Source organism: Streptomyces sp. NRRL S-31 (assembly GCF_000718775.1).
GTDB lineage: Bacteria > Actinomycetota > Actinomycetes > Streptomycetales > Streptomycetaceae > Streptomyces.
This window is the reverse complement of sequence record NZ_JOCB01000064.1, coordinates 1-26,758: the sequence shown is the minus strand read 5'-3', so window position 1 is coordinate 26,758 and position 26,758 is coordinate 1. Positions and strand designations below refer to the sequence as shown.

Here is a 26,758-nt window from a genome sequence, read left to right as displayed (position 1 = left end):
CTCGGGCCGCGGCGGCCGGCGGCCGGCGGTCACAGGGCCTTGAGCGCCCCCGCAGTGGCCCGTGCCAGCCGCTCCAGGTAGCCCTTGGGCGGCTTCCCCGCGCGGATCACCACCGAGCGCCAGTACAGCGGGCCGGAGATCAGGTCCAGGGCCAGGTCGGCGTCGATGCCGGGGCGGACCTCGCCCCGGGCCTGCGCCGCCGAGACGATCCCGCTGGCGACGCCGTCCTGGCCGTCCCGCAGCGCCTTCTGGAAGGCCTCCGCCAGGTCGGGGTTGCGGGCCGCCTCCGCCTGGAGGTCGGGGATGATCTGGGACGCGACCGGGTGGCGCAGGGCGCGGGAGGTGACCTCGTACAGCAGCCGCAGGTCACCCTCCAGGGAGCCCGTGTCGGGGACCGGGAAGCCGGTCACCGCCATCGCCGAGACGACGTCCAGGACCAGGTGGAGCTTGGAACGCCAGCGCCGGTACACCGCCGTCTTGCCCACGCCGGCCCGGCGGGCGATGCCCTCGATGGACATGCGCGCGTAGCCCACGGCGGCCAGCTCCTCGAAGACGGCCGCCCGGATGGCCTCGGTCACGTCCTCCCGGAGCACGGCGGCTCCGGCGGGCGCCCGGCGGCGCGGACGCGCCGGCGGCTCGTCGGCGGACTCGGCGGCGTTCGTCGTCATACCGCACAGCATAGGCCGTGACGACGAAACGGTTGCGTTCCGACGTCCATTGGGCCTACTCTCGCGTAGCGACGATACGGTCCCGTCCCGACGTAAGAGAACGAGAAGAGAACGGTGAGGAAACACCGGACGACGGGTACGGACGCGGCGCCCCCGGCGAGAGCCGGGCGCAGCACCCCCTCCCCCGAGCGAAAGCAGCGGATGTGAGCCAGGTCCTCCACACACCGCCCCCCACCCAGGCCCCGGCCGACGACGACCTCGCGGCGCTCGCGGCCCGGCACGGCCTGTCGGTCAGCGGCGCCCGCCCCTCCCTGCCGGAGTACGTCCGCCAGCTGTGGGCCCGCCGCCACTTCATCAGCGCCTTCGCCACCGCCAAGCTCACCGCGCAGTACAGCCAGGCGAAGCTCGGCCAGGTCTGGCAGGTGATGAACCCGCTGCTGAACGCGGCGGTCTACTACTTCATCTTCGGCGTGCTGCTCGGCACCAAGCACAACGTGCCGGACTACGTCCCCTTCCTGGTCACGGGCGTGTTCATCTGGACGTTCACGCAGAGTTCGATCATGGCGGGCACCCGCGCCATCTCCGGCAACCTCGGCCTGGTCCGCGCCCTGCACTTCCCGCGCGCCGCCCTGCCGATCTCCTTCGCGCTCCAGCAGCTCCAGCAGCTGCTGTTCTCGATGTGCGCGCTGGTCGTCATCCTGCTCTGCTTCGGCGTGCCGGTCGCCGCCTCCTGGCTGCTGGCGGTGCCCGCGCTGGTCCTCCAGTTCACCTTCAACGCGGGCGTGTCGATGATCGTGGCGCGGATGGGCGCCAAGACCCCGGACATCGCCCAGCTGATGCCCTTCCTGCTGCGCACCTGGATGTACGTGTCCGGCGTGATGTGGAGCATCGACAAGATCACCAAGCACGACGACCTGCCGCACCTGGTCACCGTGCTGCTCCAGCTCAACCCGGCCGCCGTCTACATCGACCTGATGCGGTTCGCGCTGATCGACAGCTTCCACGCCTCGGCCCTGCCTCCCCACGTCTGGGCGGCGGCCACCGGCTGGGCCCTGCTCGCCGGCGTCGGCGGCTTCATCTACTTCTGGAAGGCTGAGGAGACGTACGGCCGTGGCTGAGCAGAACCCCGAAAACCCCGAGAACACCGAGAACACCGAGAAGGTCCCCACCGTCGTCGCCGACCGCGTCGACATCGTCTACCGGGTCAACGGCACCGGCGCCGGCCGCGGCACCGCCACCGCCGCCCTCAACCGCATCCTGCGCCGCAAGCAGACCGAGAAGGCGGCCGGCGTGCGCCGGGTGCACGCGGTGCGGAACGTGTCGTTCACCGCCTACAAGGGCGAGGCCATCGGACTCATCGGCACCAACGGATCGGGCAAGTCGACCCTGCTCAAGGCGGTGGCCGGACTGCTCCCGGTGGAGAGCGGGCACATCTACACCGACGGCCAGCCGTCCCTGCTGGGCGTCAACGCGGCGATGATGAACGACCTCACCGGGGAGCGGAACGTCTTCCTCGGCGGGCTCGCCATGGGCATGTCCCGCGAGCAGGTCAAGGAGCGCTACCAGGACATCGTCGACTTCTCCGGGATCAACGAGAAGGGCGACTTCATCACCCTGCCCATGCGCACCTACTCCTCCGGCATGGCGGCCCGGCTGCGCTTCTCCATCGCCGCCGCCAAGGACCACGACGTCCTGCTGATCGACGAGGCGCTGGCCACCGGCGACCGCTCCTTCCAGAAGCGGTCCGAGGCACGCATCCGCGAGCTGCGGCAGCACGCCGGCACGGTCTTCCTGGTCAGCCACAACAACAAGTCGATCCGCGACACCTGCGAGCGGGTCCTGTGGCTGGAGCGCGGCGAGCTGCGCATGGACGGGCCGACCGAGGAGGTCATGAAGGAGTACGAGGCCTTCACGGGCGACAAGAAGCCGGCCCCGAAGAAGCCCGCACCGCAGCCCGCCGCCGCGGCCGGCCGGCGCTGAGGCGGCCTCCGCCGGGCCGGTCTCCGCCGGGGCGACCATCACCCATCCGGACGCACCCTTACCCGTTTCATCCACTTAGTGACATTATGTAATGGAAGGTACGCCGGGAGACGTCGAGTCGAAGGAGTCCACCGCGATGCCCCAGCTGAGCGTGATCGTCCACGGGCCGAACGCACAGGGGCATCTGACCGAGCTGCTGGACTCCCTGGCGGCGCACCCCCTCCCCGACGCCGAGGTGATCGTCGCCGCGGTCGGCGACTGGGCGCGGGAGACGGCCGAGGGCCACGCGCCCGAGACCATCGTCGTCCCGCTGCCGGACGGCACCGGTGACGCGGCGGCACGGGCGGCCGGCGCCGCCCGCGCGTCCGGCCGCTGGCTGCACTTCGTCCACGCCCAGGACGGCCTGCCGGCCGGCGCCCCCCGGCTGATCGCCGAGCGGACCGCCGAACTGGACCGCGCGGACACCGCGGGCGCGGCGGGCCCCGGGAAACCCGCGGTCCCCGTCGACGTGCTCCTCTTCGACCACGTCACCACCACCTGGCGGACCGCCTCCGCCCCCTCCCGCGACGGCCGCCACCTCGCCGCCGTCGGCCGGGCCGCCCGGCCGCTGGACGAGGCCGCCGACCTGCTGCGGCTCACCCCGCTGCTCGGCAACCGCGCCCTGCGCGCCGCCTTCTGGCACGCCCACCAGGACCGGCTGAACAGCGACGACGAGCCGCTCGCCGCCCACGCGGCGCTGCTGTGCGCCGGCCGTGTCGCCTGCCTGAACCAGACGGCGTACGAGCACCGGGTGCTGCGCCCGGAGAGCCTGCCGCCACGCGCCCCCGAGGACCGGCTCGCGCTCGTCGACCGCTACGAGGCCCTGCTCCCGCTCACCCGCGACCGCCGCGCCCCGCGGGCGGTGCTGTACGACCTGATGGTGCGCGACCTGGTGCGCACCTTCGCCCGCGAGGACCTGCCCGACCCGGTGGCCCGCGAGTTCTTCCGCCGCGCCTCCCTGGCCGCGGTCCGCTGGCGCCCGGAGGACCACCGGCGCCCGCCCGGCCCGGACGGCGTGCGCCACGCGCTGCTGGAGGAGGGCGCGTACACCAGGTACCGCGCGTTCCGATGCGCCAACCGCGCCCGCCGCGCCGCCCGTACGGCCGTACGGACCCGCAGGCGGAAGCTGGGCGCCCAGCTCCGCGACCACCGGTACCGCCGCGCCCTGAGCCGCCCGCTCGACCCCCGTCTCGCCGTGTTCGCCGCCTACTGGGACCGCGGGGTGGCCTGCAACCCGGCCGCGATCGCCGCGAAGCTCGCCGAACTCGCCCCGCACATCCGCCGGGTGTGGGTGGTGAGCAAGGAGAACGCCGCCCTGCTGCCGCCCGGCACCGACCACGTGGTCCCCGGCACCCGCCGCTACTGGGAGACGCTGGCCACCGCCGCGTTCCTGACGAACAACGTCAACTTCCCCAACGCGGTGGTCAAACGACCCGGCGCCGTCCACCTCCAGACCCACCACGGCACCCCGCTCAAACGCATGGGCCTGGACCAGATGGACCACCCGGCCGCCGCCCAGGGCCTGGACTTCGCCGCCCTGCTGGCCCGCGTGGACAAGTGGGACTACAGCGTCAGCGCCAACAGCCACTCCACCCGCATGTGGCAGCGCGCCTACCCGTCCCGCTTCACCTCGCTGGACTACGGCTATCCGCGCAACGACGTCTTCTACACCGCCGACGCCCGGGCGGTCCGCGCGGCCCGCGACCGCCTCGGCATCGCCCCCGGCCGGACGGCCGTGCTGTACGCCCCCACGCACCGCGACTACGAGGCCGGCTTCACCCCCCGCCTCGACCTCGCCGCCCTCGCCGACCGGCTCGGCGACGACACCGTCCTGCTGGTGCGCGCCCACTACTTCTACGGCGGCACCGCCTCCCCGCCGGCCGCTCTGCGCCGCTCCGGCCGGATCATCGACGTCTCCGCCTACGACCCCGTCGAGGAACTGTGCCTGGCCGCGGACGCGCTGGTCACGGACTACTCGTCGATCATGTTCGACTACGCCAACCTGGACCGTCCCATCGTCATCCACGCCGACGACTGGGAGACCTACCGGACCACCCGCGGCGTCTACTTCGACCTGATGGCCGAGCACCCCGGTCAGGTCGCCCGCACCCAGGAGGAACTCACGGAGATCCTCACCTCGGGCGCCTGGCGCGACGCCGGCGCGGCCAAGGCACGGGCCGCCTTCCGGCGCCGGTTCTGCGAGTACGACGACGGACGCGCCGCCGAACGGGTCGTACGACGGGTGTTCCTCGGCGAACCGGAGGAGGCGCTGCCGCCCGTGCTCCCCGTCGAGGACCGCACTCCCGCACCGACGCCCGAGGAGGCCGTGGCATGACCACCCGCCCCGACGTCACGGTCACGGTCATCGTCTACAACGACGCCGCCCGCCTCCCCCGCGCGGTCGCCTCGCTGCGCGCGCAGACCCACGCGAACATCGAGATCGTCATCAGCGACGACCACTCGACGGACGACACCCCCACGGTGGCCCGGCGGCTGGCCGCGCGCGACCACCGCATCCGTTACATCCGGCTGCCGGAGAACAGCGGCGGATGCAGCGCCCCGCGCAACCGGGCCGTCGAGATCGCCCGGGCGCCGTACCTGATGTTCCTCGACAGCGACGACGAACTCCCGCCGGGGGCGGTGGCCTCGCTGCTCGCCGCCCACCGGGAACGCGAGGTGGACTTCACGATGGGCGCGGTCCGCCGGGTCCGGGTGGACACCGGGCGCCGCTCCACCTGGATGCCGCACCTGGTCACCGAACGCCGCACGGTGGAGGGCATCGAACAGGACCCCCGCCTCTTCTTCGAACACCTGTCCACCGGCAAGATGTACGCCCGTTCCTTCCTGGACCGCCACCGGCTGCGCTTCCCCGAGGGCATCCACTACGAGGACCAGCTGTTCTCGGCGCAGGCGTACTGCCTGGCGAAGGCCTTCACGATCGTCCCGGACCCGGTGTACATCTGGTACATCGAGCCGTTCGCCGCCGAGTCCGCCGCCTCCATCTCCAACCAGCGGCACCGGATCTCCAACGTCCGCGACCGGGTGCACGTCCAGCGGCTGATCGACGAGTTCCTGGCCGCCAGCGGGCACGCGGGGCTGCGGGAGGACAAGGACTACAAGTTCCTCAAGCACGACTTCCGCATGTACGCCGGTGACCTGCCGTACCGGGACGAGGAGTGGCTGGCGTCCTTCGCGGAGCTCATGAACCCCTATCTGGACACGCTGTCCCCCGGCGCCTACGCCAGACTGCCGCGGCCCGAGCGGGTGGTGCTGGAACTGCTGCGGCAGGGCCGCACGGCCGAGGCCCGACTGGCGGCGCGCGGGCTCGGGCACGGGGTGGCACCGCGGCGGGTGACGTCGGACGGCACGGGCGTCCCCTACTGGGGTGACGGCGTGCCCGTCACGGAGCGGGCCCGCCGCGAACTGGACCTGTCCGACCTCGAACTGGACACCCGCCCGTTCCCCGCCGCGTGGTTCCGCCACGAGATCACGGAGCTGACGTTCGGCTCCGGCGCGACCCTGACCCTCGCGATCCGCACCTACGACCCCGGCCTGCGCCTGCCCGTGGGTCCTCAGCGTGCCTCGCTGCTGCTCACGCCCGGCAGGCGCCGGATGACGGTGCCGTTCCGGCTGGACCCGGTCCGCCCCGGCGTCTTCGACGGCACGGTCCGCCTCGACCTCGCCGCGGCCTCGCTCCCGCTCCAGGGCTTCGCGGGCGTCCGGCACCCCCTGGTCCGCCTGGAGCAGCAGGGCCTGTCCAACGCGGCCCTGCTCCTGGCGCCGCTCGACTTCCCGCCGCGCCGCGTCCGGGTCGCGCACCACGACCTCACGGTCGGACCGGAGGGGATGGGCCCCGGCCGCCTCCAGCTGAGCTGGCGGCCGACGGGGGTGACGGCACGGGTGATCCGTCCGGTGGCCCGACGGGTGGCACGGCCCCGGGTGCGGGCAGCCGCGCGGCTGGTGGCGAGCGTGCTCAGGTAGGGGGCCGGCCCCGCGCCGCGTCCGCCCGGCCCGTGCGGCACCGGCTCAGGGCACCACCCGGTACAGGACCTGGCCGCCCGGCCCCCTGGCCGTCTCGCTGAGCCACGGCGCCTTCGCGGACGTGCCCGCGACCACCCAGCGCACCCCGTACTCCCGCAGGATGGCCCGCCGCCGCGCCACCTCCGTGCCCGCCGCGAAGTACCGCCGCACCGCCGCCTGGCGCCTCCCCTCGTCGGCGAGGAACACATCCGGATACCCCGGCGCCACGGTGTACGCCCCGTACGCGGGGATCTGCCGGGCCGGCGTCGTCCGGGCCATCACCACGTCCCCGTACCGCACCCCCGCCCGCACGATCCACTGGTATCCCGTCCACGGCGTCCGGTACTTCGCCGCGACCACCCGGGGCAGCGCGTCCCGCCCCACCACGTACCCGAGCGTCCCGGCCTGCGTCCACGCACCGGCCGCCAGCGCGGCGAGCAGCACGCCCGCCCATCCGGCGCGCACCGGCCGCCGCCCCGCCGACACCACCTCGAGCGCCGCCGCGAGCTGGGCCGGGACCAGCGCGGCGGGCAGCGCACGGCCCCAGGAGTAGTGGCCGGTCAGGCCCCCCGCCGCGAACACCAGGACACCGAACGCGAAGAACAGGACCAGCGGGTCCCGGACGTCCCGGCGCAGCCGGAACCCCAGCGCCGCCACCCCGAGCAGCACGAAGCCGAACCGCCCGGCCAGGTGCCGGTACAGCGGCCGGTGGACGGCCTCCAGGTCCCCGCCCGCGGAGAACAGCGCGAAGAAGTCGTAGTACGGCCAGCACACGAGCACCAGAAGTCCCGCCGGCAGCCCGGCGCCGAGCCGGAGCAGCGCCCCGCGCGCCGGCCGCGCCGCGAGCAGCACGGCCAGGCCGCCCAGCGACGCCACCACCCCGGTGAACTGGTGGCAGAGGAGGATCAGCGCCCACAGCACGCCGAGCGCGAGCCCCGTCCGCCAGGTGGGCCGTCCGCGCGCGGCCCGCGTCAGCCACGCCCAGAAGTGGAAGGCGAGCCCGAGCGCGAACACGCTGGGGTACGACACCGTCAGCGCCAGGGAGTTCAGCCCGAGGAAGCCGCTCCAGGAGAACAGCAGCGGACCCCACAGGAGGAGCAGGCTCAGCAGGGCCAGGGCGGGGGCGGCGCGGTGGTCGGTGAGGGTGCGCACGTAGCTCCGTACGCCGGTCACCAGCAGAGCCAGTCCGGCGAGCGCGGCCAGCCGCAGCACCACGAAGACCGACAGGCCCGTCAGCCTGGCCACGGCGCCCAGCAGCAGCGTCCACGGCGAGTAGTACGGGCTCGGCGCGGCGGCGTCGACCAGCGGGTCGCCGGGGTGCGCCAGGCTGTGCCGGAGGCGCTGGATCGTGGCCGCGTGCATGCCGAGGTCGCCCGCCCACGGCAGCCGGAGGACGACCAGGAGCAGCAGCACCACGACGAGCGCGGCGGCGGCCCGCGCCGATACCCGGCCGGCGCGCGCCACGGAGCCGCGCGCCGGTGCCGTACGGCGCTCCGGCTCGGTGTCGGACGGCGCGGTGTACATGGTTCACCGACCCTATCCGAAACACCCCGATCGGACAGGAAAGGGAGAAAACGGAAAGGGGGAAGCCGGGAAGGGGGAAGCCGCGAAGGGGAAAGCCGGGAAGGAAGGCGGCGGGGACGCGAAGGCGCCCCGGGCCGCCACGGCCCGGGGCGCCTGTCGTCGTACGGCTACGAGTGCGTGCGCAGCAGCGTCCGCATCGTGCGCATCGCCACCGACAGGTTGGCGAGGTCGAAGGAGTCCGAACCGCGGATCTCGTCCAGGGTGGTGCGGGCCCGGCCCAGGATCGCGCCGTTCTTCTGCTCCCACGCCGAGAACCGCTGCTCGGGCGTCGAGCTGCCGTTGCCGGCGGCGAACACGTCCGCCGTGAGCGCCGCGTGGGCCGCGTACAGGTCCTCGCGGATGGAGGCGCGGGCCATCGACTGCCAGCGGTCGGTGCGGGGCAGCTCGACGATGCGGTCCATGAGCTGGGTGATGTTCAGCCGGTCGGCGAGGTCGTAGTAGATCTCGGCGACGTCCAGCGGCTCCCTGCCCATACGGTCGGCCACCGACACGATGTCGAGCGCCGGGAAGGCGGAGGAGAAGCCGGCCACGCGGGTGGCCAGCTCGTCCGGCACGCCGGCCGCGGACAGCTCGTCGTACACGTGCTGGTACCAGTCCTGGTCCGCGCCGCGCAGCAGCTTCGGCAGCTCCTGCCAGACCCGCTCGACCCGCTCGGCGAAGAACTCGACCGTCTCGGCGAGCTGGAGCGGCTGCGGCCGGTTGTTGAGCAGCCAGCGCGTGCCGCGCTCGACCAGGCGGCGCGAGTGCAGCCGGATGCGGGTCTGGACGCCCGCGTCGACCTTGTTGTCCAGGGCTTCCACCGCGTCCCAGACCGGCGCCGAGCGGAAGATCGCGCGGGCCGCGGTCTGGGCCCGGACGATCTCCTCCAGGGAGGCGCCGGTCTCCTCGCGCAGCCGGTGCAGATACGTCGTACCGCCCGTGTTGACCGTGTCGTTGACCAGCACGGTCGTGGTGATCTCACGGCGCAGCGGGTGGTTGTCGATGGCCTCGGCGAAGCGCTCGCGCAGGGCCGTCGGGAAGTACGCGTGCAGCAGCGTGCGCAGGTACGGGTCGTCCGGCAGCGAGGTGCGCAGCAGCTCCTCGGCCACCGTGATCTTCGTGTACGCCAGGACGACGGCCGTCTCCGGACCGGTCAGGCCCTGGCTCTGGGTGAGGCGCTCGCGGATCTGCCGGTCGGTCGGCAGGAACTCCAGCGCCCGGTCCAGGTGGCCCTCGCGCACCAGGTGGCGGATGAACCGCTGCTGGGCGTGGAGCATGTCCTTGGCCTGGAACAGGGCGTTGGCCAGGGCGGTGTTCTGCGCGTAGTTGTTGCGCAGGACCAGCGCGCCGACCTCGTCGGTCATCTCGGCGAGCAGCTTGTTGCGCTGCTTGACGGTCATGTCGCCGTCCGCGACCAGGCCGTTCAGCAAGATCTTGATGTTCACCTCGTGGTCGGAGGTGTCCACGCCGGCGCTGTTGTCGATCGCGTCGGTGTTGATCTTGCCGCCGTGCACGGCGAACTCGATCCGGCCGAGCTGGGTCAGGCCCAGGTTGCCGCCCTCGCCGACGACCTTGACCCGCAGGTCCTGGCCGTCGACGCGGATGGCGTCGTTGGCCTTGTCGCCGACGTCCGCGTTCGACTCCGCCGACGACTTCACGTACGTGCCGATGCCGCCGTTCCACAGCAGGTCCACCGGCGCCCTGAGGATCGCCTTCATCAGGTCGGCCGGGGTCATCTTGGCGACCTTGCCCTCGATGCCGAGGGCCTCGCGGATGTGGCTGTTCAGCGTGATCGCCTTGGCGCTGCGCGGGAAGATCCCGCCGCCCGCCGACAGCAGCCCGGTGTCGTAGTCGGCCCAGCTGGAGCGGGGCAGCTCGAACAGGCGGCGGCGCTCGGCGTAGGAGGTGGCCGCGTCCGGGGTGGGGTCGATGAAGATGTGCCGGTGGTCGAAGGCGGCGACCAGGCGGATCCGCTCGGACAGCAGCATGCCGTTGCCGAACACGTCGCCGGACATGTCACCGATGCCGACGACCGTGAAGTCCTCGGACTGCGTGTCCACGCCCAGCTCGCGGAAGTGCCGCTTCACGGACTCCCAGGCGCCGCGGGCGGTGATGCCCATGCCCTTGTGGTCGTAACCGGCCGAGCCGCCGGAGGCGAAGGCGTCACCGAGCCAGAAGTCGTACTCCCCGGCCACCCCGTTGGCGATGTCCGAGAAGGTCGCGGTGCCCTTGTCGGCGGCGACCACCAGGTAGGTGTCGTCACCGTCGTGCCGGACCACGTCCTGCGGCGGCACGACCTCGCCGGCCACCATGTTGTCGGTGATGTCGAGCAGTGCCGAGATGAACGTCTTGTAGCTGGCGACGCCCTCGGCCAGCCAGGCGTCGCGGTCCTGGGCCGGGTCGGGCAGCTGCTTGGCGACGAAGCCGCCCTTCGCGCCGACCGGCACGATGACGGTGTTCTTCACCATCTGCGCCTTGACCAGGCCGAGGATCTCCGTGCGGAAGTCCTCGCGCCGGTCGGACCAGCGCAGACCGCCCCGGGCGACCTTGCCGAAGCGCAGGTGCACGCCCTCCACCCGCGGCGAGTACACCCAGATCTCGTATGCCGGGCGCGGCGCGGGCAGGTCCGGGATGGCCCGCGGGTCGAACTTCATGGAGACGTAGTCGTGCGGGGCGTCGCCGTCGGTCCGCTGGAAGAAGTTCGTGCGCAGGGTGGCCTTGATGACGGTCAGGAACGACCGCAGGATGCGGTCCTCGTCGAGGCTGGCCACCTGCTCCAGCGCCGCGTCCAGCTCCTCCAGCAGCGCGTCGGTGATCTCCACGCCGGCCTGCTGCCGCTCCGGGGCCATCCGCGCCTCGAACAGGGAGACGAGCAGCCGGGTGGTGTGGACGTTGTTGCGGAGGGTGTCCTCCATGTAGTCCTGCGAGAAGGTCGAACCGGCCTGCCGCAGGTACTTGGCGTAGGCGCGCAGCACCATCGCCTGCCGCCAGGTCAGTCCGGCGCTCAGCACCAGGGCGTTGAAGCCGTCGTTCTCGGCCTTGCCGGTCCAGGTCGCGGCGAACGCGTCCTGGAACCGCTCACGGCCGTCGTCGCCCAGGTAGTCGCCGTTGCCGCCGCCGAGCGACTTCGGCATGCGCAGACCGAAGTCGTAGATCCAGGCGGTGGTGCGGTCGGAGCAGCGCAGCTCGTACGGCCGCTCGTCGGTGACCTCGACGCCGAGCCGGCTCAGCACCGGCAGCACCTTGGAGAGGGAGACCGAGCCGCCCTTCTGGTAGATCTTGAAGCGGCGCTCGTCGGGCGCGGCACCCACCGGCTCGTACAGGCTCAGGCTGAAGGCCTTGTCCTCGCTGAGCTGCTCCAGGTGGACCAGGTCGGCGACGGCGGCCCGCGGGCTGTGGTCGGCCTTGTAGCCCTCGGTGAAGGCCTGGCTGTAGCGGCGCAGCACCTCGGCCGCGCGCTCCTCGCCGCACTCGGCGGTCAGCGCCTCGGCGAACGCGTCCGCCCAGGAGCGGGCCGCCTCGACCAGGCGTGCCTCGATGCGCTCCTTGTCGGTGTCCGACAGCTCGGGCAGCTCGGTGCCCTGCGGGACCCGGACGACGAAGTGCAGCCGGGACAGGATCGACTCGGTGTTCCAGGCGGTGAAGTCGACGCTGATGCCGCCGAGCTCCTCCTTCAGGATGTCGATGATCCGCAGGCGGACACCGGTGGTGTAGCGGTCGCGCGGGAGGTAGACGAGCGCCGAGTAGTAGCGGCCGTACTCGTCCTGGCGCAGGTACAGCCGCAGCCGGCGGCGCTCCTGGAGGTAGAGGACGCTCGTGACGATCGACTGGAGTTCGGCGACCGGCGTCTGGAACAGCTCGTCGCGCGGGTAGGTCTCCATGATCTGGAGCAGGTCGCGGCCGTCGTGGCTGTTGGGCGAGAAGCCGGCGCGGTCCAGCACCTCGTCGACCTTGCGGCGGACCACCGGGACCCGGCGCACGGAGTCGGTGTAGGCGGCGGAGGAGAACAGGCCGAGGAAGCGGCGCTCGCCGACGACGTTGCCGTCCGCGTCGAACTTCTTCACGCCGATGTAGTCCAGGTACGACGGCCGGTGCACGGTGGAGCGGCTGTTGGCCTTGGTCAGCACCAGCAGCTTGTGCTCGCGGGCCTTGGCGCGGGCGTCGGCCGGCAGGCGCTCGAAGGAGGGGCTGACCGGGTGCTGGTCGTCCTCGGCGTGGTGCGGGTCCGAGCGCAGTATGCCGAGACCCGTGCCGGGCACGGCGGCGAGCGTGTCGTCGTCGCGCAGCTGGTACTCGCGGTAGCCGAGGAAGGTGAAGTGGTCCTTGGCCAGCCAGTGCAGCAGCTCGCGGGCCTCCTCGACCTCGGGCCGGGGCATGTCGCCCGGGACGGGCTCGCTCTCCAGGCCGTCGGCGATCCGGGTCGCCGCGTCCCGCATCTTCTCCCAGTCCTCGACGGCCTCCCGGACGTCGGACAGGACGCGCAGCAGGTCGGCGGTGATCTGCTTCAGATCGGCGCGGTCGGTCTCCCGGTCGATCTCGACGTGGATCCAGGACTCGGTGTGCGCGTCGTGCGGGAGGTCGCCGCCGGGCGGGGTCGGCAGCACCTCGATCAGCTTGCCGGTCAGGTCGCGCCGGACGACGAACTGCGGGTGGATGACGACGTGGATGCCACGCCCCTGCCGGGTCAGCTCGTTCGTCACCGAGTCGACGAGGAAGGGCATGTCGTCGGTGACGACCTCCACGACGGTGTGGCTGCACGTCCACCCGTTCTCTTCCACGGTGGGCGTGTGCACGCGGACGTTCGCGGTGCCCTGGGGGCGGGTCTCGGCGAGACGGTGGTGCGAGACCGCGGCGCCGAAGACGTCGACCGGGTCACGGTCGGCGAGGTCCTCCGGTGCGGTGTGCAGGTAATAGCGCTGGAGGAACGCGAGCACGGATTCGCTGTCCGGGGTGCCGGGGGTGCCCTCGCTCGTCGTCCCGGTCGGTAGGTGCCCCCCGACCGGGCTGTTCTCAGCTACCCGGGCGGCCCTTTCGAGCAGCTCGGCCTTGGCTTCGTCCAGCTTGGTCTGCATTGTCCTCTGGCTCCTGTCGCGCGCCGTTGCGTGACGTAGAAGGAAGTACGGTCTCTTCCCTTGCGACACCACGCCACGGCCCGGGATGTCCGGTCGCTTCCGACGGTATGCCGCGAGGTGAGATGAGCGGGGGGAATTCGGCCATTGTCGAGACATTCGCCGGGTGTGACGCTGCTCTCGGCACCGCCGCCATCCCGGCCGTCCCCGGCGCCCCGGGGGCTTCCGCGCCCCCGCCCCGCCCGCGAAGACCAGCGACCGCCGCCCGGTCACGGAGGTGCTCCGTGCGGCCCGGGCGCGGGGCGGGGGCAGCATCGCCCCCGCGAGATATCGCGCTGATCACGCCACAAGGCTATCTCCCCTCACCCGGGGTGCGTCATGAGCCGCTTGTGTACAAAACGAAGGGGTGAAGTTTGACGGTCTGCACAGCGGCGGGGCGGGGGCGCGTGACGTATCCGGTCGCGCCCGCGTGCCCCGCGTCGCACCCTGAAAACCACCGGGCCCTCTTGGCAAGCGGGCCCGGCGGGGGCACGGTGCCCGGAGTCCCACCGCACCGCCCGGCGTTCCACCCGCCCGTCCGGCCCGGCGTCCCGCGCGCGGGGCCCGGAGTCTGCCCCGAGGAGCCGACATGCCCACGAAGATCCTCATCGTCACCGGCGACGCAGCGGAGTCCCTGGAGGTCCTCTACCCGTACCAGCGGCTGCTCGAGGAGGGCTACGAGGTCCACATCGCGGCCCCCACCCGCAAGACGCTCCGCTTCGTCGTGCACGACTTCGAACCCGGCTACGACACCTACACCGAGAAGCCCGGCTACACCTGGCCCGCCGACCTGGCCTTCGCCGAGGTCGACCCGGGTGCGTACGCGGCCCTGGTCATCCCCGGCGGCCGGGCCCCCGAGTACCTGCGCAACGACCCCGAACTGCGCAAGATCCTCAAGGCGTTCTTCGACGCCGACAAGCCCGTCGCCCAGATCTGCCACGGCCCGCTGCTCACCGCCGCGATCGACTCCCTGCGCGGGCGCCGGGTCACCGCCTATCCCGCGCTGGAGCCGGACATGCAGGCGGCCGGGGCGGGCTTCCAGGACTCCGAGGCGGTCGTCGACGGCACGCTGGTCTCCGCGCGGGCCTGGCCGGACCATCCGGCGTGGATGCGGGAGTTCCTGACGGTACTGCGCACGACGGCACCGGCGAGCTGAGGCAGGGCCCGGCCGGGGGCGCGGACCCGTGCGCCCCGGCCCGGCGGGTATCTGCCCGGCGAGCCGCTACGCCGCTATCCGCCGCGCCTCCGCCACCGCCTCGGCCAGTGTGTCCACCACCGGCACGCCCACGCCCTCCAGGCTGGCCCGGCTGTGCGAGCCCCCGCTGTACAGCACCGCCCGGGCCCCGACGTGCCGTGCGGCGACCGCGTCGTCCGCCGCGTCCCCGATCACCACGGTCCGCTCCGGCGCCGCCACCCCGGTCAGCGCCTCCAGGTGCCGCACCATGTGCTCGGCCTTGCTGCCCCCGGACGGCCCGGTGCGCCCGTCCACCCGCAGGAAGTGCGTCTCGATCCCGAAGCCCCGGACCAGCGGCACCAGTTCCTCGTGCCCGTACATGCTCAGCAGCGACTGGCTGTGTCCGTCCGACCGCCACCCCGCGAGCAGTCCCTCCGCCCCCTCGGTGAGCCCGCACCGCACCCGGTGCTCGGCGTAGTACCGGTGGAAGACGCCGTCCATCAGTTCCCACTCGGCGTCGGAGGGCAGCCGGCCGAGCAGCCGCTCGTAGAACTTCGGCACCGGCACGCAGTACAGCGCGCGGTACTGCTCCAGCGTGATCGGCGCGAGCCCCAGCTCGGCGAAGGCCGCGTTCGTCGCCCCGATGATCGCGTCGTTGTCGTGGAAGAGCGTGCCGTTCCAGTCCCAGACGATGTGCGCGTTTGCCTGCGTCCCCATGTCCAAGACCGTACCCGCCCCCACTGACAGTCAGCGCTGCGGGCCCGATCGGCGCAGGTCAGCCCTGGCCGACCAGGTTGGGGATCTCCTGCGTGGCGTACCACAGCAGCTCGTGGTCGTCGGCCCCGTCCACGACGAACCGGGCGTCGTCGTCCCCGCCGTCCGCCGCGCCCAGCGCGTCCGCCGCGGCGGCCACGTCCGCCTCCGCGTCGTCGGCGTCGAGGTGCACGGAGGCCGCCTTCACGAGCGGCACCGACACCGCCACGGTCACCTCACCGAGGGCGGACGGATCGAGCGCGCGGTCCGGGTCGGCGCTCGCCGCGCCGTCGGGCACGTCCACGGCGACCACGACCCGGCGCCGGACGGCTCCCGCGTCCGCCGCCAGCAGCCGCAGCGAGGCCAGCGCGGCACGGCCGAGCGCCGCGTACTCCAGCTCCTCGATGTCCTCGGAGAGGTACCACTCGCGCAGTGCGGGCGTGACGGCGTACGCGACGAACGGACCGCTCCCCAGCTCACCCGTCCGGTGCGCCTCGGCCAGAGCGGGGAGGGTCAGGGGGACGTAGACGCGCATGCTGGCCGCTCTTTCCTGGTCAAAGGCTCCGCTGGGGCCCCGGGGAGAGCGGCTGGCGCGTCTCCCGGAGGGCCTTCAGGATACGTGCGCCCGTCCCCTTTCGGGTCCCTGCCCGCACCCGTGCGGACGTCCACCCCGCGCTGCCGTTTCACCCGGTCCCGCCGCCCGCCCACGGGGGCGGCGGCCTCCCGCCTCACTCGGATAGGTGAACCTGCGGAGCCCGTCCCGCCCGCCGCTCCTTCCTTGCGGGCGCCTCCCGCACCCCGTACAAGATGCCCACCAGCGAGTTACCGCCCGGTATCCCCCGGGCCCGCCGAAACGGGGACCCCCATGAACAAGGTCATGAGCCGTACCCCCCAGCCCCGCCCGCGGCATCGTCCGCCGACCCGCCGCGACTCCCGCCGGCCGGGCGGCGCACCACCCCGCACGCCCAGCCGGCCGGCGGCCACGCGCGCCGAGCGGCCCCGCACGGCGCCCGGGACGGCCGTACCGCAGCCGCGCCCGACCGACCTCTTCGCCGACCGCCTGCTCGCCGTCCTGAGCGGGCGGCGGCCCGTCCACTGGATGCTCCGGCACACGGCGGGCCGCGCCTACGACGACCTGGTGCGCCTGGCCGAGCGCGGCCCGCTGCGCGCCTTCGGTACCCGCCCCGCCGTCCACGACATCGGCTACTACGTCCCGAGCGAGGGCGCCCTGGAGGTCTTCGCCCGCATCTCCGCCGGCGACCGGCTGCGGGCGATGGCGTTCCGCCTGGAGCTGGGCCAGGACCTCCGCTGGCGCTGCACGGCGGTGGAGACGGGCCCGACGTAGCCCCCGGGCCCGAACGCCCGCCACCGCGCCGGGAGGGGGCCGGGAGGCCGCCGTACGACCGCCGTGAGCGGGGGGCGGGGCCCGGGCCGGTACCGGCCTGCGTACGACCGCCGTGGGCGCGGGGCGGCCGGGGCCGGTACCGCCGGCAACGCGGAAGGGCCGAGTCCCGTGGGAGACCCGGCCCTTCTCTGCTCGTCGGCTCGTCGGCGCTACTTCTTGCGGCGCCGGCCGCCCTTCGCCTGCTTGCGCCGCTCGGCCCGCGTCAGACCGTCGGACTCGGAGCGCACCGGCTCGTCGTCCTCCAGGTCGCGCTCGACCACGCCGCCCTCACCGTCCACCGTCGGCGCGGAGAAGTGCAGGTCCCGGCGCTGCGGGACGTCCAGTCCCTTCGCGCGGATCTCGGGACGCGCGCCCGCCTGGGCCGGCACCGTGTCCTGCACGCCCTCGCCGACCGGCTGGGCCTCCTCGACCGGGACCTCCTCGACCTGCTGCTCGACCTGGACCTCCAGGTTGAACAGGTAGCCGACGGACTCCTCCTTGATGCCGTCCATCATCGCGGTGAACATGTCGAAGCCCTCGCGCTGGTACTCGACCAGCGGGTCCTTCTGCGCCATCGCGCGCAGGCCGATGCCCTCCTGGAGGTAGTCCATCTCGTAGAGGTGCTCGCGCCACTTGCGGTCCAGGACCGACAGCACGACCCGGCGCTCCAGCTCACGCATGATCTCGGAGCCGAGCTGCGTCTCACGGGCCTGGTACTGCTCGTGGATGTCCTCCTTGACGGACTCCGCGATGAACTCGGCGGTCAGACCGGCCCGGTCACCGGCCGCCTCCTCCAGCTCGTCGATGGTGACCTTCACCGGGTAGAGCTGCCGGAAGGCGCCCCACAGCCGGTCCAGGTCCCAGTCCTCGGGGAAGCCCTCGGCGGTCTCCGCCCCGACGTACGCCTCGATCGTGTCGTTCATGAAGTGCTGGATCTGCTCCTGGAGGTCCTCGCCCTCCAGGACGCGGCGGCGCTCGCCGTAGATGACCTCGCGCTGCCGGTTGAGCACCTCGTCGTACTTCAGGACGTTCTTACGGGTCTCGAAGTTCTGCGTCTCGACCTGCGACTGCGCGGACGCGATCGCGCGCGTGACCATCTTGTTCTCGATCGGCACGTCGTCCGGCACGTTGGCCATGGACATCACGCGCTCGACCATCGCGGCCTTGAACAGACGCATCAGGTCGTCGCCGAGGGAGAGGTAGAACCGGGACTCGCCGGGGTCGCCCTGACGGCCGGAACGGCCCCGCAGCTGGTTGTCGATGCGCCGCGACTCGTGCCGCTCGGTACCGAGGACGTAGAGGCCGCCCAGCTCCTCGACCTCGTCCTTCTCCGCCTTGACGGCCTGCTCGGCCTTCTCCAGGGCGGCGGGCAGGGCCGCGGCCCACTCCTCGATGTGCTCCTCGGGGTCGAGGCCCTGCTGGCGCAGCTCCGCCTCGGCGAGGTCCTCGGGGTTGCCGCCGAGCTTGATGTCCGTACCGCGGCCGGCCATGTTGGTGGCCACCGTCACGGCGCCCTTGCGGCCGGCCTGCGCGACGATCGACGCCTCGCGCTCGTGGTGCTTGGCGTTCAGCACCTCGTGCTGGATGCCGCGCTTGCTGAGCTGCTGCGAGAGGTACTCCGACTTCTCGACGGAGGTGGTGCCGACGAGGATCGGCTGGCCCTTCTCGTGCTTCTCGGCGATGTCGTCGACGACCGCCTCGAACTTGGCCACCTCGGTGCGGTAGATCAGGTCCGACTGGTCCTTGCGGACCATCGGCCTGTTGGTCGGGATCGGGACCACGCCGAGCTTGTAGATCTGGTGGAACTCGGCGGCCTCGGTCATCGCCGTACCGGTCATGCCGGAGAGCTTGTTGTAGAGGCGGAAGAAGTTCTGGAGGGTGATCGTGGCGAGCGTCTGGTTCTCGTCCTTGATGTCCACCCCTTCCTTCGCCTCGATCGCCTGGTGCATGCCCTCGTTGTAGCGGCGGCCGGCGAGGATACGGCCGGTGTGCTCGTCGACGATCATGACCTCGCCGTCGATGACGACGTAGTCCTTGTCGCGCTTGAACAGCTCCTTGGCCTTGATGGCGTTGTTCAAATAGCCCACGAGGGGGGTGTTCACCGACTCGTAGAGGTTGTCGATGCCCAGCCAGTCCTCGACCTTGCTGACGCCGGACTCGTGGATGGCGACCGTGCGCTTCTTCTCGTCGACGTCGTAGTCGCCGGTCTCCTCGACGCCCTTGAGCGGGTTGCCGGCCTCGCCGCGCTTGAGGCGCGTGACCAGCTTGGCGAAGTCGCCGTACCACTTGGTGGCCTGGTCGGCCGGACCGGAGATGATCAGCGGCGTACGGGCCTCGTCGATGAGGATGGAGTCGACCTCGTCCACGATGGCGAAGTTGTGGCCGCGCTGCACCAGCTCGTCCTGCGACCACGCCATGTTGTCGCGGAGGTAGTCGAAGCCGAACTCGTTGTTCGTGCCGTAGGTGATGTCGCACGCGTACTGCTCGCGGCGCTGGGCCGGGGTCATGCTGGCGAGGATGCAGCCGACCTCCAGGCCCAGGAACTTGTGGACCCGGCCCATCATCTCGGAGTCGCGCTCGGCCAGGTAGTCGTTGACCGTGACGATGTGGACACCGTCGCCGGACAGGGCGTTGAGGTACGCGGGCAGGGTGCCGACGAGGGTCTTGCCCTCACCGGTCTTCATCTCCGCCACGTAGCCGAGGTGCAGCGCGGCGCCGCCCATCAGCTGCACGTCGTAGTGACGCTGTCCGAGGACGCGCTTGGCGGCCTCGCGGACCGTGGCGAACGCCTCGGGGAGCAGGTCGTCCAGGCTCTCGCCGTCGGCGTACCGCTGCTTGTACTCGTCGGTGAGCGCGCGCAGCTCGGCGTCGGAGAGGTCGACGAAGTCCTCTTCGATGGAGTTGACCTGGTCCGCGATGCGGTGCAGCTTGCGCAGGATCTTGCCTTCGCCTGCACGCATGATCTTCGAGAGGACGGACACGGGGGCTGGTCTCCTTGCCGGTCGGGCCTGGGACGGTCGGTTTTCCTTCTGACGTACTGAGCAACGGCCATCGTATGCGAGGACCCGGCCGCGCCGGGAGGCCTGGCGATCCGACGACTGCTTCATCCGGGACAACGGACGGGGCGTCCGGATGGTGCCGCACCGGTGCCGGGAATTGCGCGAATTGTGATCACCCGCTCACGCGCCGCGAAAATACGTGGCTCCGCCCGGGCGTCCCCCGCAGAATCGGGCGATGGAACCCGTCACGCTCACCACGGACCGTCTCCTGCTGCGCCCGGTCGGCCCCGGCGACACCGACGCGGTGTACGCGGCCGCGCAGGACCCCGGCATCCAGCGCTGGACGACGATCCCCTCGCCCTATCTGCCCGAGCACGCGACCGGCTTCACCGAGCGGATCGTCCCCGACGGCTGGGCGCAGGGGTCGATGTTCACCTTCGGCGTGTTCCTCCCCGGCGGCGAGCTGGCCGCCATGCTCGCCCTCACCATGCGCACGCTCGGCACGGCCGAGGTCGGCTACTGGGCGGCCGCGGAGCACCGCGGCCGCGGCTATGTCGTGGAGGCCGCGCTCACCGCCTGCCGGTGGGTGTTCACCGAGGTCGGCGTCGACCGCGTCGAGTGGCGGGCCGAGGTCGGCAACCACGCCTCCCGCGCGGTGGCCGAACGGGCGGGCTTCACCGTCGAGGGCACGCTGCGCTCCGGGATCAACAACAAGGGGGTGCGCCGGGACTGCTGGATCGGCTCCCTGCTCCCCTCGGACCTGGGTCTGCCGTCCACGGCCCCGTATCTGCCCGCGCACGCCGAAAGCGCGTGCCCGCACCCGCGCTGATCCGGGAACGGCCCGTCGCGGGCTGTCAGTGGCACCCTCTATCGTCCGACGCATGACGACCCTTCCGCGCCCCCTCACCACTCTCACCGCGGACGACGCCCGCCGGATCGCGCTGCGTGCCCAGGGCCTTCTCGGCGCGCCCGACCGGCGCGCGGGCGTCCGCGGGGTGCTGCGCCACCTCGGCGCGGTCCAGCTCGACACGATCTCGGTCCTCGCCCGCTCCCACGAACTCGTGCCGTACGCCCGGCTGGGCGCGGTCGGCCGCCCGGCCGTGGAGGCGGCGTACTGGACGGACACGCACGCGTTCGAGTACTGGTCGCACGCGGCCTGCCTCCTGCCGATCGAGGAGTGGCCGCACTTCGCCTTCCGCCGCCGCGCCTACCGTGACCGTCCGCACTGGCACCACGAACTCCCCGCGGGCGCCTACGAGCAGGTCATCAAGCAACTGCGCGCGGAGGGCCCGCTGACCGCGACGGAACTGGGCGGCGCGAAGAAGACGAACGACTGGTGGGACTGGTCGGGCACGAAGGTCGCCGTGGAACGGGCGCTGATGTACGGCGAGGTGGTCTGCGTGGAACGGCGCGGCTGGAAGCGGGTGTACGACCTCGCCGAGCGCGCGGTCCCGGACGCGCTGCTGCACGACGAACTGGACGACATCGAGTGCCTGCGCCGGCTGGTGCGGCTGGCGGGCGAGTCGCTCGGTGTCGGCACGCGCGCGGACATCGCCGACTACCACCGCCTCAAGGGCGAGCAGGTCGACGCGGTGATCGCGGACTCGGGCCTGGTGCCGGTCGAGGTGGAGGGCTGGGGCAGGCCGGCCTGGGCCGACCCGGAGGCGCTGGCCGCACCGCCGCGCGGCCGGCACCGCACCACGCTGCTGTCGCCGTTCGACTCCCTGATCTGGGAGCGGGCGCGCACGGAGCGGATCTTCGGGTTCAGCCACCGGCTGGAGGCGTACGTCCCCAAGCCCAAGCGGGTCCACGGGTACTTCGCGATGCCGGTGCTGGCCGGCGGCCGGCTGGTCGGGCGGGTGGACCCGGCGCGCGAGGGCCGCACGCTGGTGGCCAGGCAGGTCACCCTGGACGGTCCGAAGGCGGTCCCGGCGGTCGCCCGGGCGCTGGTCGAGGCGGCGGCCTGGGTGGACTGCACGAACGTCCGCGTCGAGCGCGCGGACGCGCCCGAGCTGCGCGAGCCCCTCGCCAGGGAGCTGGCCGCTCTCCTCGGGTAGGCGCTAGCGGATCTCCAGGATCTTCTCGCGCATCGCGTAGACCACGGCCTCCATCCGGGAGTGCAGTTGCAGCTTCTCCAGGATGTTGCGGACGTGGTTCTTCACGGTGTTCTCGGAGATGAACAGCTCCTTGGCGATGTCCCGGTTGTTCATGCCCGTGGCGACGAGCTTGAGGACCTCCAGCTCCCGGTCGGTGAGCCGGGGCGCGGGCACCAGCCGGCGCTCGTCGGTGCGCTGGATCATCGACTTGAACTCGGTGAGGAGTTTGGCCGCCATCGACGGGCTGATCTGCGACTGCCCGTCGGCCACCGCGCGGATGGCGGTGGACACCTCGTCGGTGGAGATCTCCTTGAGGAGGTATCCGGTCGCGCCCGCCTTGATCGCGTCGTAGAGGTCGGCTTCCTCGTCGCTGATCGTCAGCATGATGATCTTCGCGCTGGGTGCGACCTCCTTGATGGAGGTGCACGCCTCGATGCCGCCGCGCTTGGGCATGCGGACGTCCATCAGCACGATGTCGGGCAGCAGGTCGGCCGCCTTGTCGACGGCCTCGGCGCCGTCGCCCGCCTCGCCGACGACCTGGATGTCCTCCTCGGCCGCGAGCACGATCTCCAGACCGCGCCGGAAGAGGGCGTGGTCGTCCACGACCAGGACCCGGATCGGCTCCGCGCGCGCGGAGTCCGCCTCCGGGCGCCTGCCGTCGGCATCGCCGCCGGCATCCCCGGCCCGCATCGGTCCGAAGGTGTCCGCCATCGTTCCTCCCCCTGAAGGCTGTGGCCTGTTGTCCTGTGCCATCGCCAACCCAAGGCAACGGCCCACCGGTTGGGCCGGTCCGGCCATGATTCCATGCCCGGGCGACACCGAGGTGACGTGCGGGGCGCGAACTGGTCGCACGCCGGTGCCCCTGGGGGCGCACGCGCGCTCCAGGGGCACCGGCTCAGCTTCAGCCGGGCGGATCAGCCGCCCAGCGTGCCACCCGCCGCGGGGTTCTGCGCCTCGGCGACCATCGGGTCCGTGCTGAGGTGGATGACGCCGTAGTCGTAGGCGTGCCGCCGGTAGACGACGCTCGGCTCCTTCGTCTCGGAGTCGACGAACAGGTAGAAGTCGTGGCCGACCAGTTCCATCTCGTAGAGAGCCTGGTCGAGGGTCATCGGGGAGGCGACGTGGGTCTTCTCGCGGACCACGAGGGGGCCTTCACCCTTGACCTCCAGCGAGCCGATCTTCTTGGTGGGCACTCCGTCCGATTCCTCGTCGTGGACGGGGAGGCCGGCGCCGTTCAGTGTCGCCGCGCCCGGGACGTGGTCGGCGACCTCCGCCGCCGGGATCCGGCGCGCGCCTCGGCGCGAGAACCGCTTGTCGTGCTGCTTGCGCAGTCGCGCGTCAAGCTTCTCCGCCGCCAGGTCGAGCGCGGCGTACGGGTCGCTGGCCGCTGCCTCCGCCCGGATCACCGGACCGCGGGAGCGGAGCGTGATCTCCACTCGGTCACAGCGGTCGGCCTGTCGGGGGTTGGGCTCCTTGGACACCTCGACGTCGAGGCTGATCACCTTGGCATCGAGCCTCTGGATCTTCTCCAGCTTCAGCTTCTCGGCCACGTGCTTGCGGAACCGCTCGGGCACCTCGGTCTTGCGGCCTTTGACGACGATGTCCACGCAGAACTCCGTTCCCGGATCGCTCCGCCGCCTCGGCGGAGCATCTCCCTTTCGCACCAGGTCCGGTACTCACCGGACCTCGGACTCGGTGACTTCCACCTCCTCCTCCCCCATGGGCGAGTTCTCCACCCCATCGCCGCGGGTGATTGCGGAAAAACCCGCGGCACGGCATTCGGATAAGCGAGGTGTGGCCTGCGGCTTTCCTCACAACCGAACATATCTCGCCCGGACGGATGGCGTCACCCTCTACTGCGACTTACCTCCGTTCAAGTGAATTGAGCCTCTCGCTACCTGGAACGACGCACGTTGGCGATCAGTTCCTGTTCTTTTCGAAAGAATCGCCGGGAGCCGCGATCACTGCGGCAAGCGACACCCGTCCGAGGGCGTTCGACAGCACTTTTTCCGGTGCTCTGCGCACCCACTGCCTCCTCTCCCGGCGTACACCCATCCATCGTTCCTCCCTACCTTCCCGGGTTATGGCCCGATACACAGCCGTTCCGCCATCGCGACGGGATGCCTCCGCCTCCCGCAGGGCCCGCGCCGCCTCCGCGAGGCTGGCACCCGTCGTCATCAGGTCGTCGACGAGCACGACACGGCCCGCGCCGAGCAGCCGGCCACCGTCCGCGGACACCTCCAGGGCCCCGGCCACGTTCTCCAGGCGCCGCCGGGCGTCCAGCCCCGCCTGGTCGGCCACGGCCCGCCGCTGGCGCAGCACGGCCGCCACGCGGGCCGGTGTCCCGGTGCGCCGCAGCTCCCCGGCCGCCGCGAGCGCCATCCGCCGCACCGGATCGTGCCCGCGCGCCCGCACGGCCCACCGGGCGGAGGGCACCGGGACCAGCAGCACGGGCCCGCGCCCAGGACCCCCCGGCCGGTCACCGCCGCTCGCACCGGCACCGCCGCCCCGGCCGAGACCCGCCCGCACGGCCCGCGCCAGCGCCGCGCCCAGCACCGGCGCGAGTGCCAGCGCGCCCCGCTCCTTGTGGGCGAGCAGCAGCTCCCGCGCCTCCGCCGCGTACGGAGCCACCGCCAGCACCGGTGGCAGCCCCGCCGGTTCCGGCGACGGCCGCACCCGCCGCGGCACGCCCCGGTCCAGCACCGCCCGGCAGCGTGGGCACAGCGCCGTACGAGGTGCGCCGCAGCCCGCGCAGTCGGCCGGCAGCACCAGGTCGGTGAGGTCCTGCCACCAGCCCCGCATGACCACCACTGTGCCGACACCACCGCGGGCCGGCCACCCCTGTGGAAAACCACCTGTGGACAACCTCCCGCCACCGGCGAAGGACCGGCACGGGCCAGCGCGGTCCAACGCGGGGACGACGCGTGCCGTCGGCCCCGACGGACCGGTGCCATGCGCGTGCCGTCAGCCCGGATGGACCGGAGCCGTGTGCGTGCCGTCGGCCCGGACGGACCGGCGCCATGCGCGTGCCGTCAGCCCGGATAGACCGGTGCCGTGCCGTCCTTGTCGACCTTCTGCCACTGCGCGCCGGACGGCAGCCGCACGATCCCGTCCTCCGAGTGGGCCACCAGCGGCACGTGCTCGTCCTCGGACGCGGCGATCGCCTTGACGCTGGTCAGCGCGCCCGGTGCCGGACCGTCGAGGGTGGATCCGTCGTCCTGGACGTAGCGCATCTGCTGCACGCCCCCCTGCTCCTGCCCGACGACCAACAGCCTGCTGTCCCCGGCCCAGGACAGGGCGCTGACCTGCTCCAGGTCCGGTGTCGCGGAGCGCAGTCCGTCCACCGAGATGCCCTGCCCGGTGCCGTCGTCGCGCTGGATGCGGCCGATGAGCAGGGACTGCTTGCCGTCCTTGGCCACGACCAGCGCGATCCGCGCCCCGTCGGCGGCCACGCGCGCTTCCTCGATCGTCCCGGACAGATCGGGCACGGCGACCTGCTCCGGTTTCTCGGCGCCCTGCTCCAGCACGAACAGCCGGGTCCGGTTCGGATCGCGGTCGGCCACCCACAGGTCGCCGCGCGCGTCCCAGCTCGGCGTGGACAGCCGTTCCTCGGGGGTCGCACCGGTGCTGGTCACCAGCGGCTCGCCGAGCGAGCTGTCCGCCGCCAGCGAGGTCACGTACAGCGACGCGCCCTCGTCCCCGACCCCGGCCGCGGTGTGCTCGTCCCTCGACACCGCCACCGAGCGCAGCCCCCTGCCGCCCTCGCCCAGCGGGCCCGGCACCGGGACGGAGCCGGTGCCGGTGCTCGCGGTCTGCATCCGCACCACCCGGCGCTTGCCGTCGATGAAGTACACGTACTCGGGGCGCTTGGACGAGCCGTGCCAGGCGGCGGACTCGGCGCGCTCCTCGGACAGTTCGCACAGCCGGTCGTCACCGGTGCCCCGCAGCTCGACGGAGTCCAGCGTCGGTGTCAGGTTCCGCAGGGTGAACAGCACCTGCGTCGCCATCTCGGTGCACTTGCCGGCCGTGACCTGCGACGGCTTGAGGTTCAGCGGCACGGTCAGCCGGTTCTGGTCGTCCGGCGCCAGCCCGGACGTGCCCTTGGCGAGCGCCGTACCGGTCGGGAAACTCGACCTGACCACCGGTCCGAGCCAGGCGGTGGGCCCGTTCAACAGCGAACGGACCAGCTGGGTCATCGGGTCCACCTTGCCGCGCACGAACACCGGGTCGGCGACCGCCACCGGCTGTCCGCCCGCCCCGACCGCCGTGTCGGAGGCGAAGTAGTACTTGTCGACGGACTTGTAGTTCCGCTGGAAGTCCGACTTGCCCATGACGACGCCGTCGGGCAGTCCGTCGATGCGCCACTGCCCGCTCTTGGGGTTCTTCGTCAGGTGCAGCTTCTTGCGGTAGGTGCCGCCGGCGGGCTGGTAGGCCTGCTGCGCGTCGACCGTGGCGACCCGGCTGCCGGTGAGCACACAGGTGACGCTGTTGGTCTCCTCCCGGCCGCCCGGGCTGCAATCGGTCTCGATGCTCGGCCCGTTGGCCAGGACGGTGGCCGACCGCTCCGGCCGCCAGGTGTGCGCCGCGTCGGTCGTCAGATACTTGCGGGCCGTGTCGTATTGCGGGTCGTCGCTGGTCAGCGCCTCCAGGAAGCCCTGCATGATCTCGCCGGGACCGGCGCCGTCGGCCGGTGGCATGGCGAACACCCGCACCCCGGTGTCCTGGCGCGGCGTGGACTCCACGTCCCGCAGGTCCCCGCTGTCGGGCATCGAGGCGCAACCGGCCAGCAGAACGATGCCCAAAGCGGCGAACGCCACCGCGCGCCCCGGCCGCCGCCGTGCGCCCCCCTCGCGGTCAGCGGCCACGAAATGCCTCCCCTGGCTCGGTCGAGTCCTGCGGCCGGGCGGCCTCCGGCCGGTCCCCGCCCGCGTCGGGCGCCGGACGCGCGGCCGGCCCGTCCCCGGCGCGCCGGGG

The 26,758-nt window shown here is 72.3% G+C and carries 18 protein-coding genes; 8 read left to right on the top strand and 10 right to left on the bottom strand.

The features are described from left to right. Positions 1-29: 29 nt before the first annotated feature. The gene (locus tag IF37_RS0123990) at positions 30-668 is read right to left on the bottom strand and encodes a TetR/AcrR family transcriptional regulator (protein ID WP_030746094.1); all 639 of its coding nucleotides are present in this window, start codon (positions 666-668) and stop codon (positions 30-32) included. A gap of 203 nt (positions 669-871) precedes the next feature. Between IF37_RS0123990 and IF37_RS0123985 the strand changes: the two genes are divergently transcribed. The 4 genes from IF37_RS0123985 (at position 872) to IF37_RS0123970 (ending at position 6,668) form a co-directional block, all read left to right on the top strand. Continuing rightward, positions 872-1,786, top strand: coding sequence for an ABC transporter permease (locus tag IF37_RS0123985; RefSeq protein ID WP_030746091.1), 915 nt, complete (start codon positions 872-874; stop codon positions 1,784-1,786). Further along, positions 1,779-2,648, top strand: coding sequence for an ABC transporter ATP-binding protein (locus IF37_RS0123980; RefSeq protein ID WP_052845331.1), 870 nt, complete (start codon positions 1,779-1,781; stop codon positions 2,646-2,648). The genes IF37_RS0123985 and IF37_RS0123980 overlap by 8 nt, the downstream gene beginning before the upstream one ends. 136 nt (positions 2,649-2,784) lie before the next feature. Next, entirely contained in the window at positions 2,785-5,022 is a 2,238-nt protein-coding gene (locus tag IF37_RS0123975) for a CDP-glycerol glycerophosphotransferase family protein (protein WP_030746084.1), read from the top strand. Continuing rightward, positions 5,019-6,668 carry a glycosyltransferase family 2 protein gene (locus IF37_RS0123970; RefSeq protein ID WP_030746082.1) on the top strand — a complete coding sequence of 550 codons (1,650 nt, stop codon included), beginning with the start codon at positions 5,019-5,021 and terminating at the stop codon, positions 6,666-6,668. Before IF37_RS0123975 ends, IF37_RS0123970 begins: the two co-directional genes overlap by 4 nt. A gap of 45 nt (positions 6,669-6,713) precedes the next feature. On the opposite strand, the gene IF37_RS0123965 is transcribed toward IF37_RS0123970, so the two are convergent. Both IF37_RS0123965 and IF37_RS0123960 read right to left on the bottom strand, forming a co-directional pair. Then, positions 6,714-8,231, bottom strand: a complete 1,518-nt coding sequence (locus IF37_RS0123965; RefSeq protein ID WP_253915832.1) for a hypothetical protein — start codon at positions 8,229-8,231, stop codon at positions 6,714-6,716. Positions 8,232-8,398: 167 nt separating this feature from the next. Further along, complete coding sequence (locus IF37_RS0123960; protein WP_030746077.1) at positions 8,399-13,342, bottom strand: NAD-glutamate dehydrogenase; 4,944 nt, start codon at positions 13,340-13,342, stop codon at positions 8,399-8,401. A gap of 625 nt (positions 13,343-13,967) precedes the next feature. Here IF37_RS0123960 and IF37_RS0123955 point away from each other — a divergent pair. Next, on the top strand, positions 13,968-14,534 hold the full coding sequence (locus IF37_RS0123955) for a DJ-1/PfpI family protein (protein ID WP_030746074.1): 567 nt from the start codon (positions 13,968-13,970) through the stop codon (positions 14,532-14,534). 66 nt (positions 14,535-14,600) lie between these two features. Here the strand turns inward: IF37_RS0123955 and IF37_RS0123950 are convergent, their stop codons facing one another. Then, a complete protein-coding gene (locus IF37_RS0123950) occupies positions 14,601-15,269 on the bottom strand; it encodes an HAD family hydrolase (RefSeq protein WP_030746071.1) in 669 nt (222 codons plus the stop codon). A 58-nt stretch (positions 15,270-15,327) separates the two neighbouring features. Next, complete coding sequence (locus IF37_RS0123945; RefSeq protein WP_030746069.1) at positions 15,328-15,840, bottom strand: hypothetical protein; 513 nt, start codon at positions 15,838-15,840, stop codon at positions 15,328-15,330. Between the two features lie 330 nt (positions 15,841-16,170). On the opposite strand from IF37_RS0123945, the gene IF37_RS0123940 reads away from it, so the two are divergent. Then, positions 16,171-16,650: an Rv3235 family protein gene (locus IF37_RS0123940; RefSeq protein WP_030746066.1), complete on the top strand. Its 480-nt coding sequence runs from the start codon at positions 16,171-16,173 to the stop codon at positions 16,648-16,650. A gap of 209 nt (positions 16,651-16,859) precedes the next feature. On the opposite strand, the gene secA is transcribed toward IF37_RS0123940, so the two are convergent. After that, the gene (gene secA / locus IF37_RS0123935) at positions 16,860-19,670 is read right to left on the bottom strand and encodes a preprotein translocase subunit SecA (protein ID WP_030746063.1); all 2,811 of its coding nucleotides are present in this window, start codon (positions 19,668-19,670) and stop codon (positions 16,860-16,862) included. A 253-nt stretch (positions 19,671-19,923) separates the two neighbouring features. On the opposite strand from secA, the gene IF37_RS0123930 reads away from it, so the two are divergent. Together IF37_RS0123930 and IF37_RS0123925 are read left to right on the top strand one after the other, a co-directional pair. Continuing rightward, positions 19,924-20,517: a GNAT family N-acetyltransferase gene (locus IF37_RS0123930; RefSeq protein ID WP_030746060.1), complete on the top strand. Its 594-nt coding sequence runs from the start codon at positions 19,924-19,926 to the stop codon at positions 20,515-20,517. Between the two features lie 52 nt (positions 20,518-20,569). After that, complete coding sequence (locus IF37_RS0123925; protein ID WP_030746058.1) at positions 20,570-21,745, top strand: winged helix-turn-helix domain-containing protein; 1,176 nt, start codon at positions 20,570-20,572, stop codon at positions 21,743-21,745. 3 nt (positions 21,746-21,748) lie between these two features. On the opposite strand, the gene IF37_RS0123920 is transcribed toward IF37_RS0123925, so the two are convergent. The 4 genes from IF37_RS0123920 to IF37_RS0123905 form a co-directional block, all read right to left on the bottom strand. Continuing rightward, positions 21,749-22,495: a response regulator transcription factor gene (locus IF37_RS0123920; RefSeq protein ID WP_030746054.1), complete on the bottom strand. Its 747-nt coding sequence runs from the start codon at positions 22,493-22,495 to the stop codon at positions 21,749-21,751. Between the two features lie 203 nt (positions 22,496-22,698). Continuing rightward, complete coding sequence (gene raiA / locus IF37_RS0123915) at positions 22,699-23,391, bottom strand: ribosome-associated translation inhibitor RaiA (protein ID WP_030746050.1); 693 nt, start codon at positions 23,389-23,391, stop codon at positions 22,699-22,701. Between the two features lie 313 nt (positions 23,392-23,704). Further along, positions 23,705-24,586 carry a ComF family protein gene (locus tag IF37_RS0123910; protein WP_030746047.1) on the bottom strand — a complete coding sequence of 294 codons (882 nt, stop codon included), beginning with the start codon at positions 24,584-24,586 and terminating at the stop codon, positions 23,705-23,707. A 230-nt stretch (positions 24,587-24,816) separates the two neighbouring features. Then, the gene (locus IF37_RS0123905; protein WP_030746044.1) at positions 24,817-26,649 is read right to left on the bottom strand and encodes an LpqB family beta-propeller domain-containing protein; all 1,833 of its coding nucleotides are present in this window, start codon (positions 26,647-26,649) and stop codon (positions 24,817-24,819) included. Positions 26,650-26,758: the final 109 nt, after the last annotated feature.

Excerpts from the sequence above, each read along its gene's own strand:
- IF37_RS0123925 (WP_030746058.1), top strand. The coding sequence starts at position 20,570 with ATGACGACCCTTCCGCGCCCCCTCACCACTCTCACCGCGGACGACGCC.
- IF37_RS0123920 (WP_030746054.1), bottom strand. The coding sequence starts at position 22,495 with ATGGCGGACACCTTCGGACCGATGCGGGCCGGGGATGCCGGCGGCGAT.
- IF37_RS0123945 (WP_030746069.1), bottom strand. The coding sequence starts at position 15,840 with ATGCGCGTCTACGTCCCCCTGACCCTCCCCGCTCTGGCCGAGGCGCAC.
- IF37_RS0123965 (WP_253915832.1), bottom strand. The coding sequence starts at position 8,231 with ATGTACACCGCGCCGTCCGACACCGAGCCGGAGCGCCGTACGGCACCG.
- IF37_RS0123910 (WP_030746047.1), bottom strand. The coding sequence starts at position 24,586 with ATGCGGGGCTGGTGGCAGGACCTCACCGACCTGGTGCTGCCGGCCGAC.
- IF37_RS0123990 (WP_030746094.1), bottom strand. The coding sequence starts at position 668 with ATGACGACGAACGCCGCCGAGTCCGCCGACGAGCCGCCGGCGCGTCCG.
- IF37_RS0123930 (WP_030746060.1), top strand. The coding sequence starts at position 19,924 with ATGGAACCCGTCACGCTCACCACGGACCGTCTCCTGCTGCGCCCGGTC.
- IF37_RS0123940 (WP_030746066.1), top strand. The coding sequence starts at position 16,171 with ATGAACAAGGTCATGAGCCGTACCCCCCAGCCCCGCCCGCGGCATCGT.
- IF37_RS0123970 (WP_030746082.1), top strand. The coding sequence starts at position 5,019 with ATGACCACCCGCCCCGACGTCACGGTCACGGTCATCGTCTACAACGAC.
- IF37_RS0123950 (WP_030746071.1), bottom strand. The coding sequence starts at position 15,269 with ATGGGGACGCAGGCAAACGCGCACATCGTCTGGGACTGGAACGGCACG.
- IF37_RS0123955 (WP_030746074.1), top strand. The coding sequence starts at position 13,968 with ATGCCCACGAAGATCCTCATCGTCACCGGCGACGCAGCGGAGTCCCTG.
- IF37_RS0123960 (WP_030746077.1), bottom strand. The coding sequence starts at position 13,342 with ATGCAGACCAAGCTGGACGAAGCCAAGGCCGAGCTGCTCGAAAGGGCC.
- IF37_RS0123975 (WP_030746084.1), top strand. The coding sequence starts at position 2,785 with ATGCCCCAGCTGAGCGTGATCGTCCACGGGCCGAACGCACAGGGGCAT.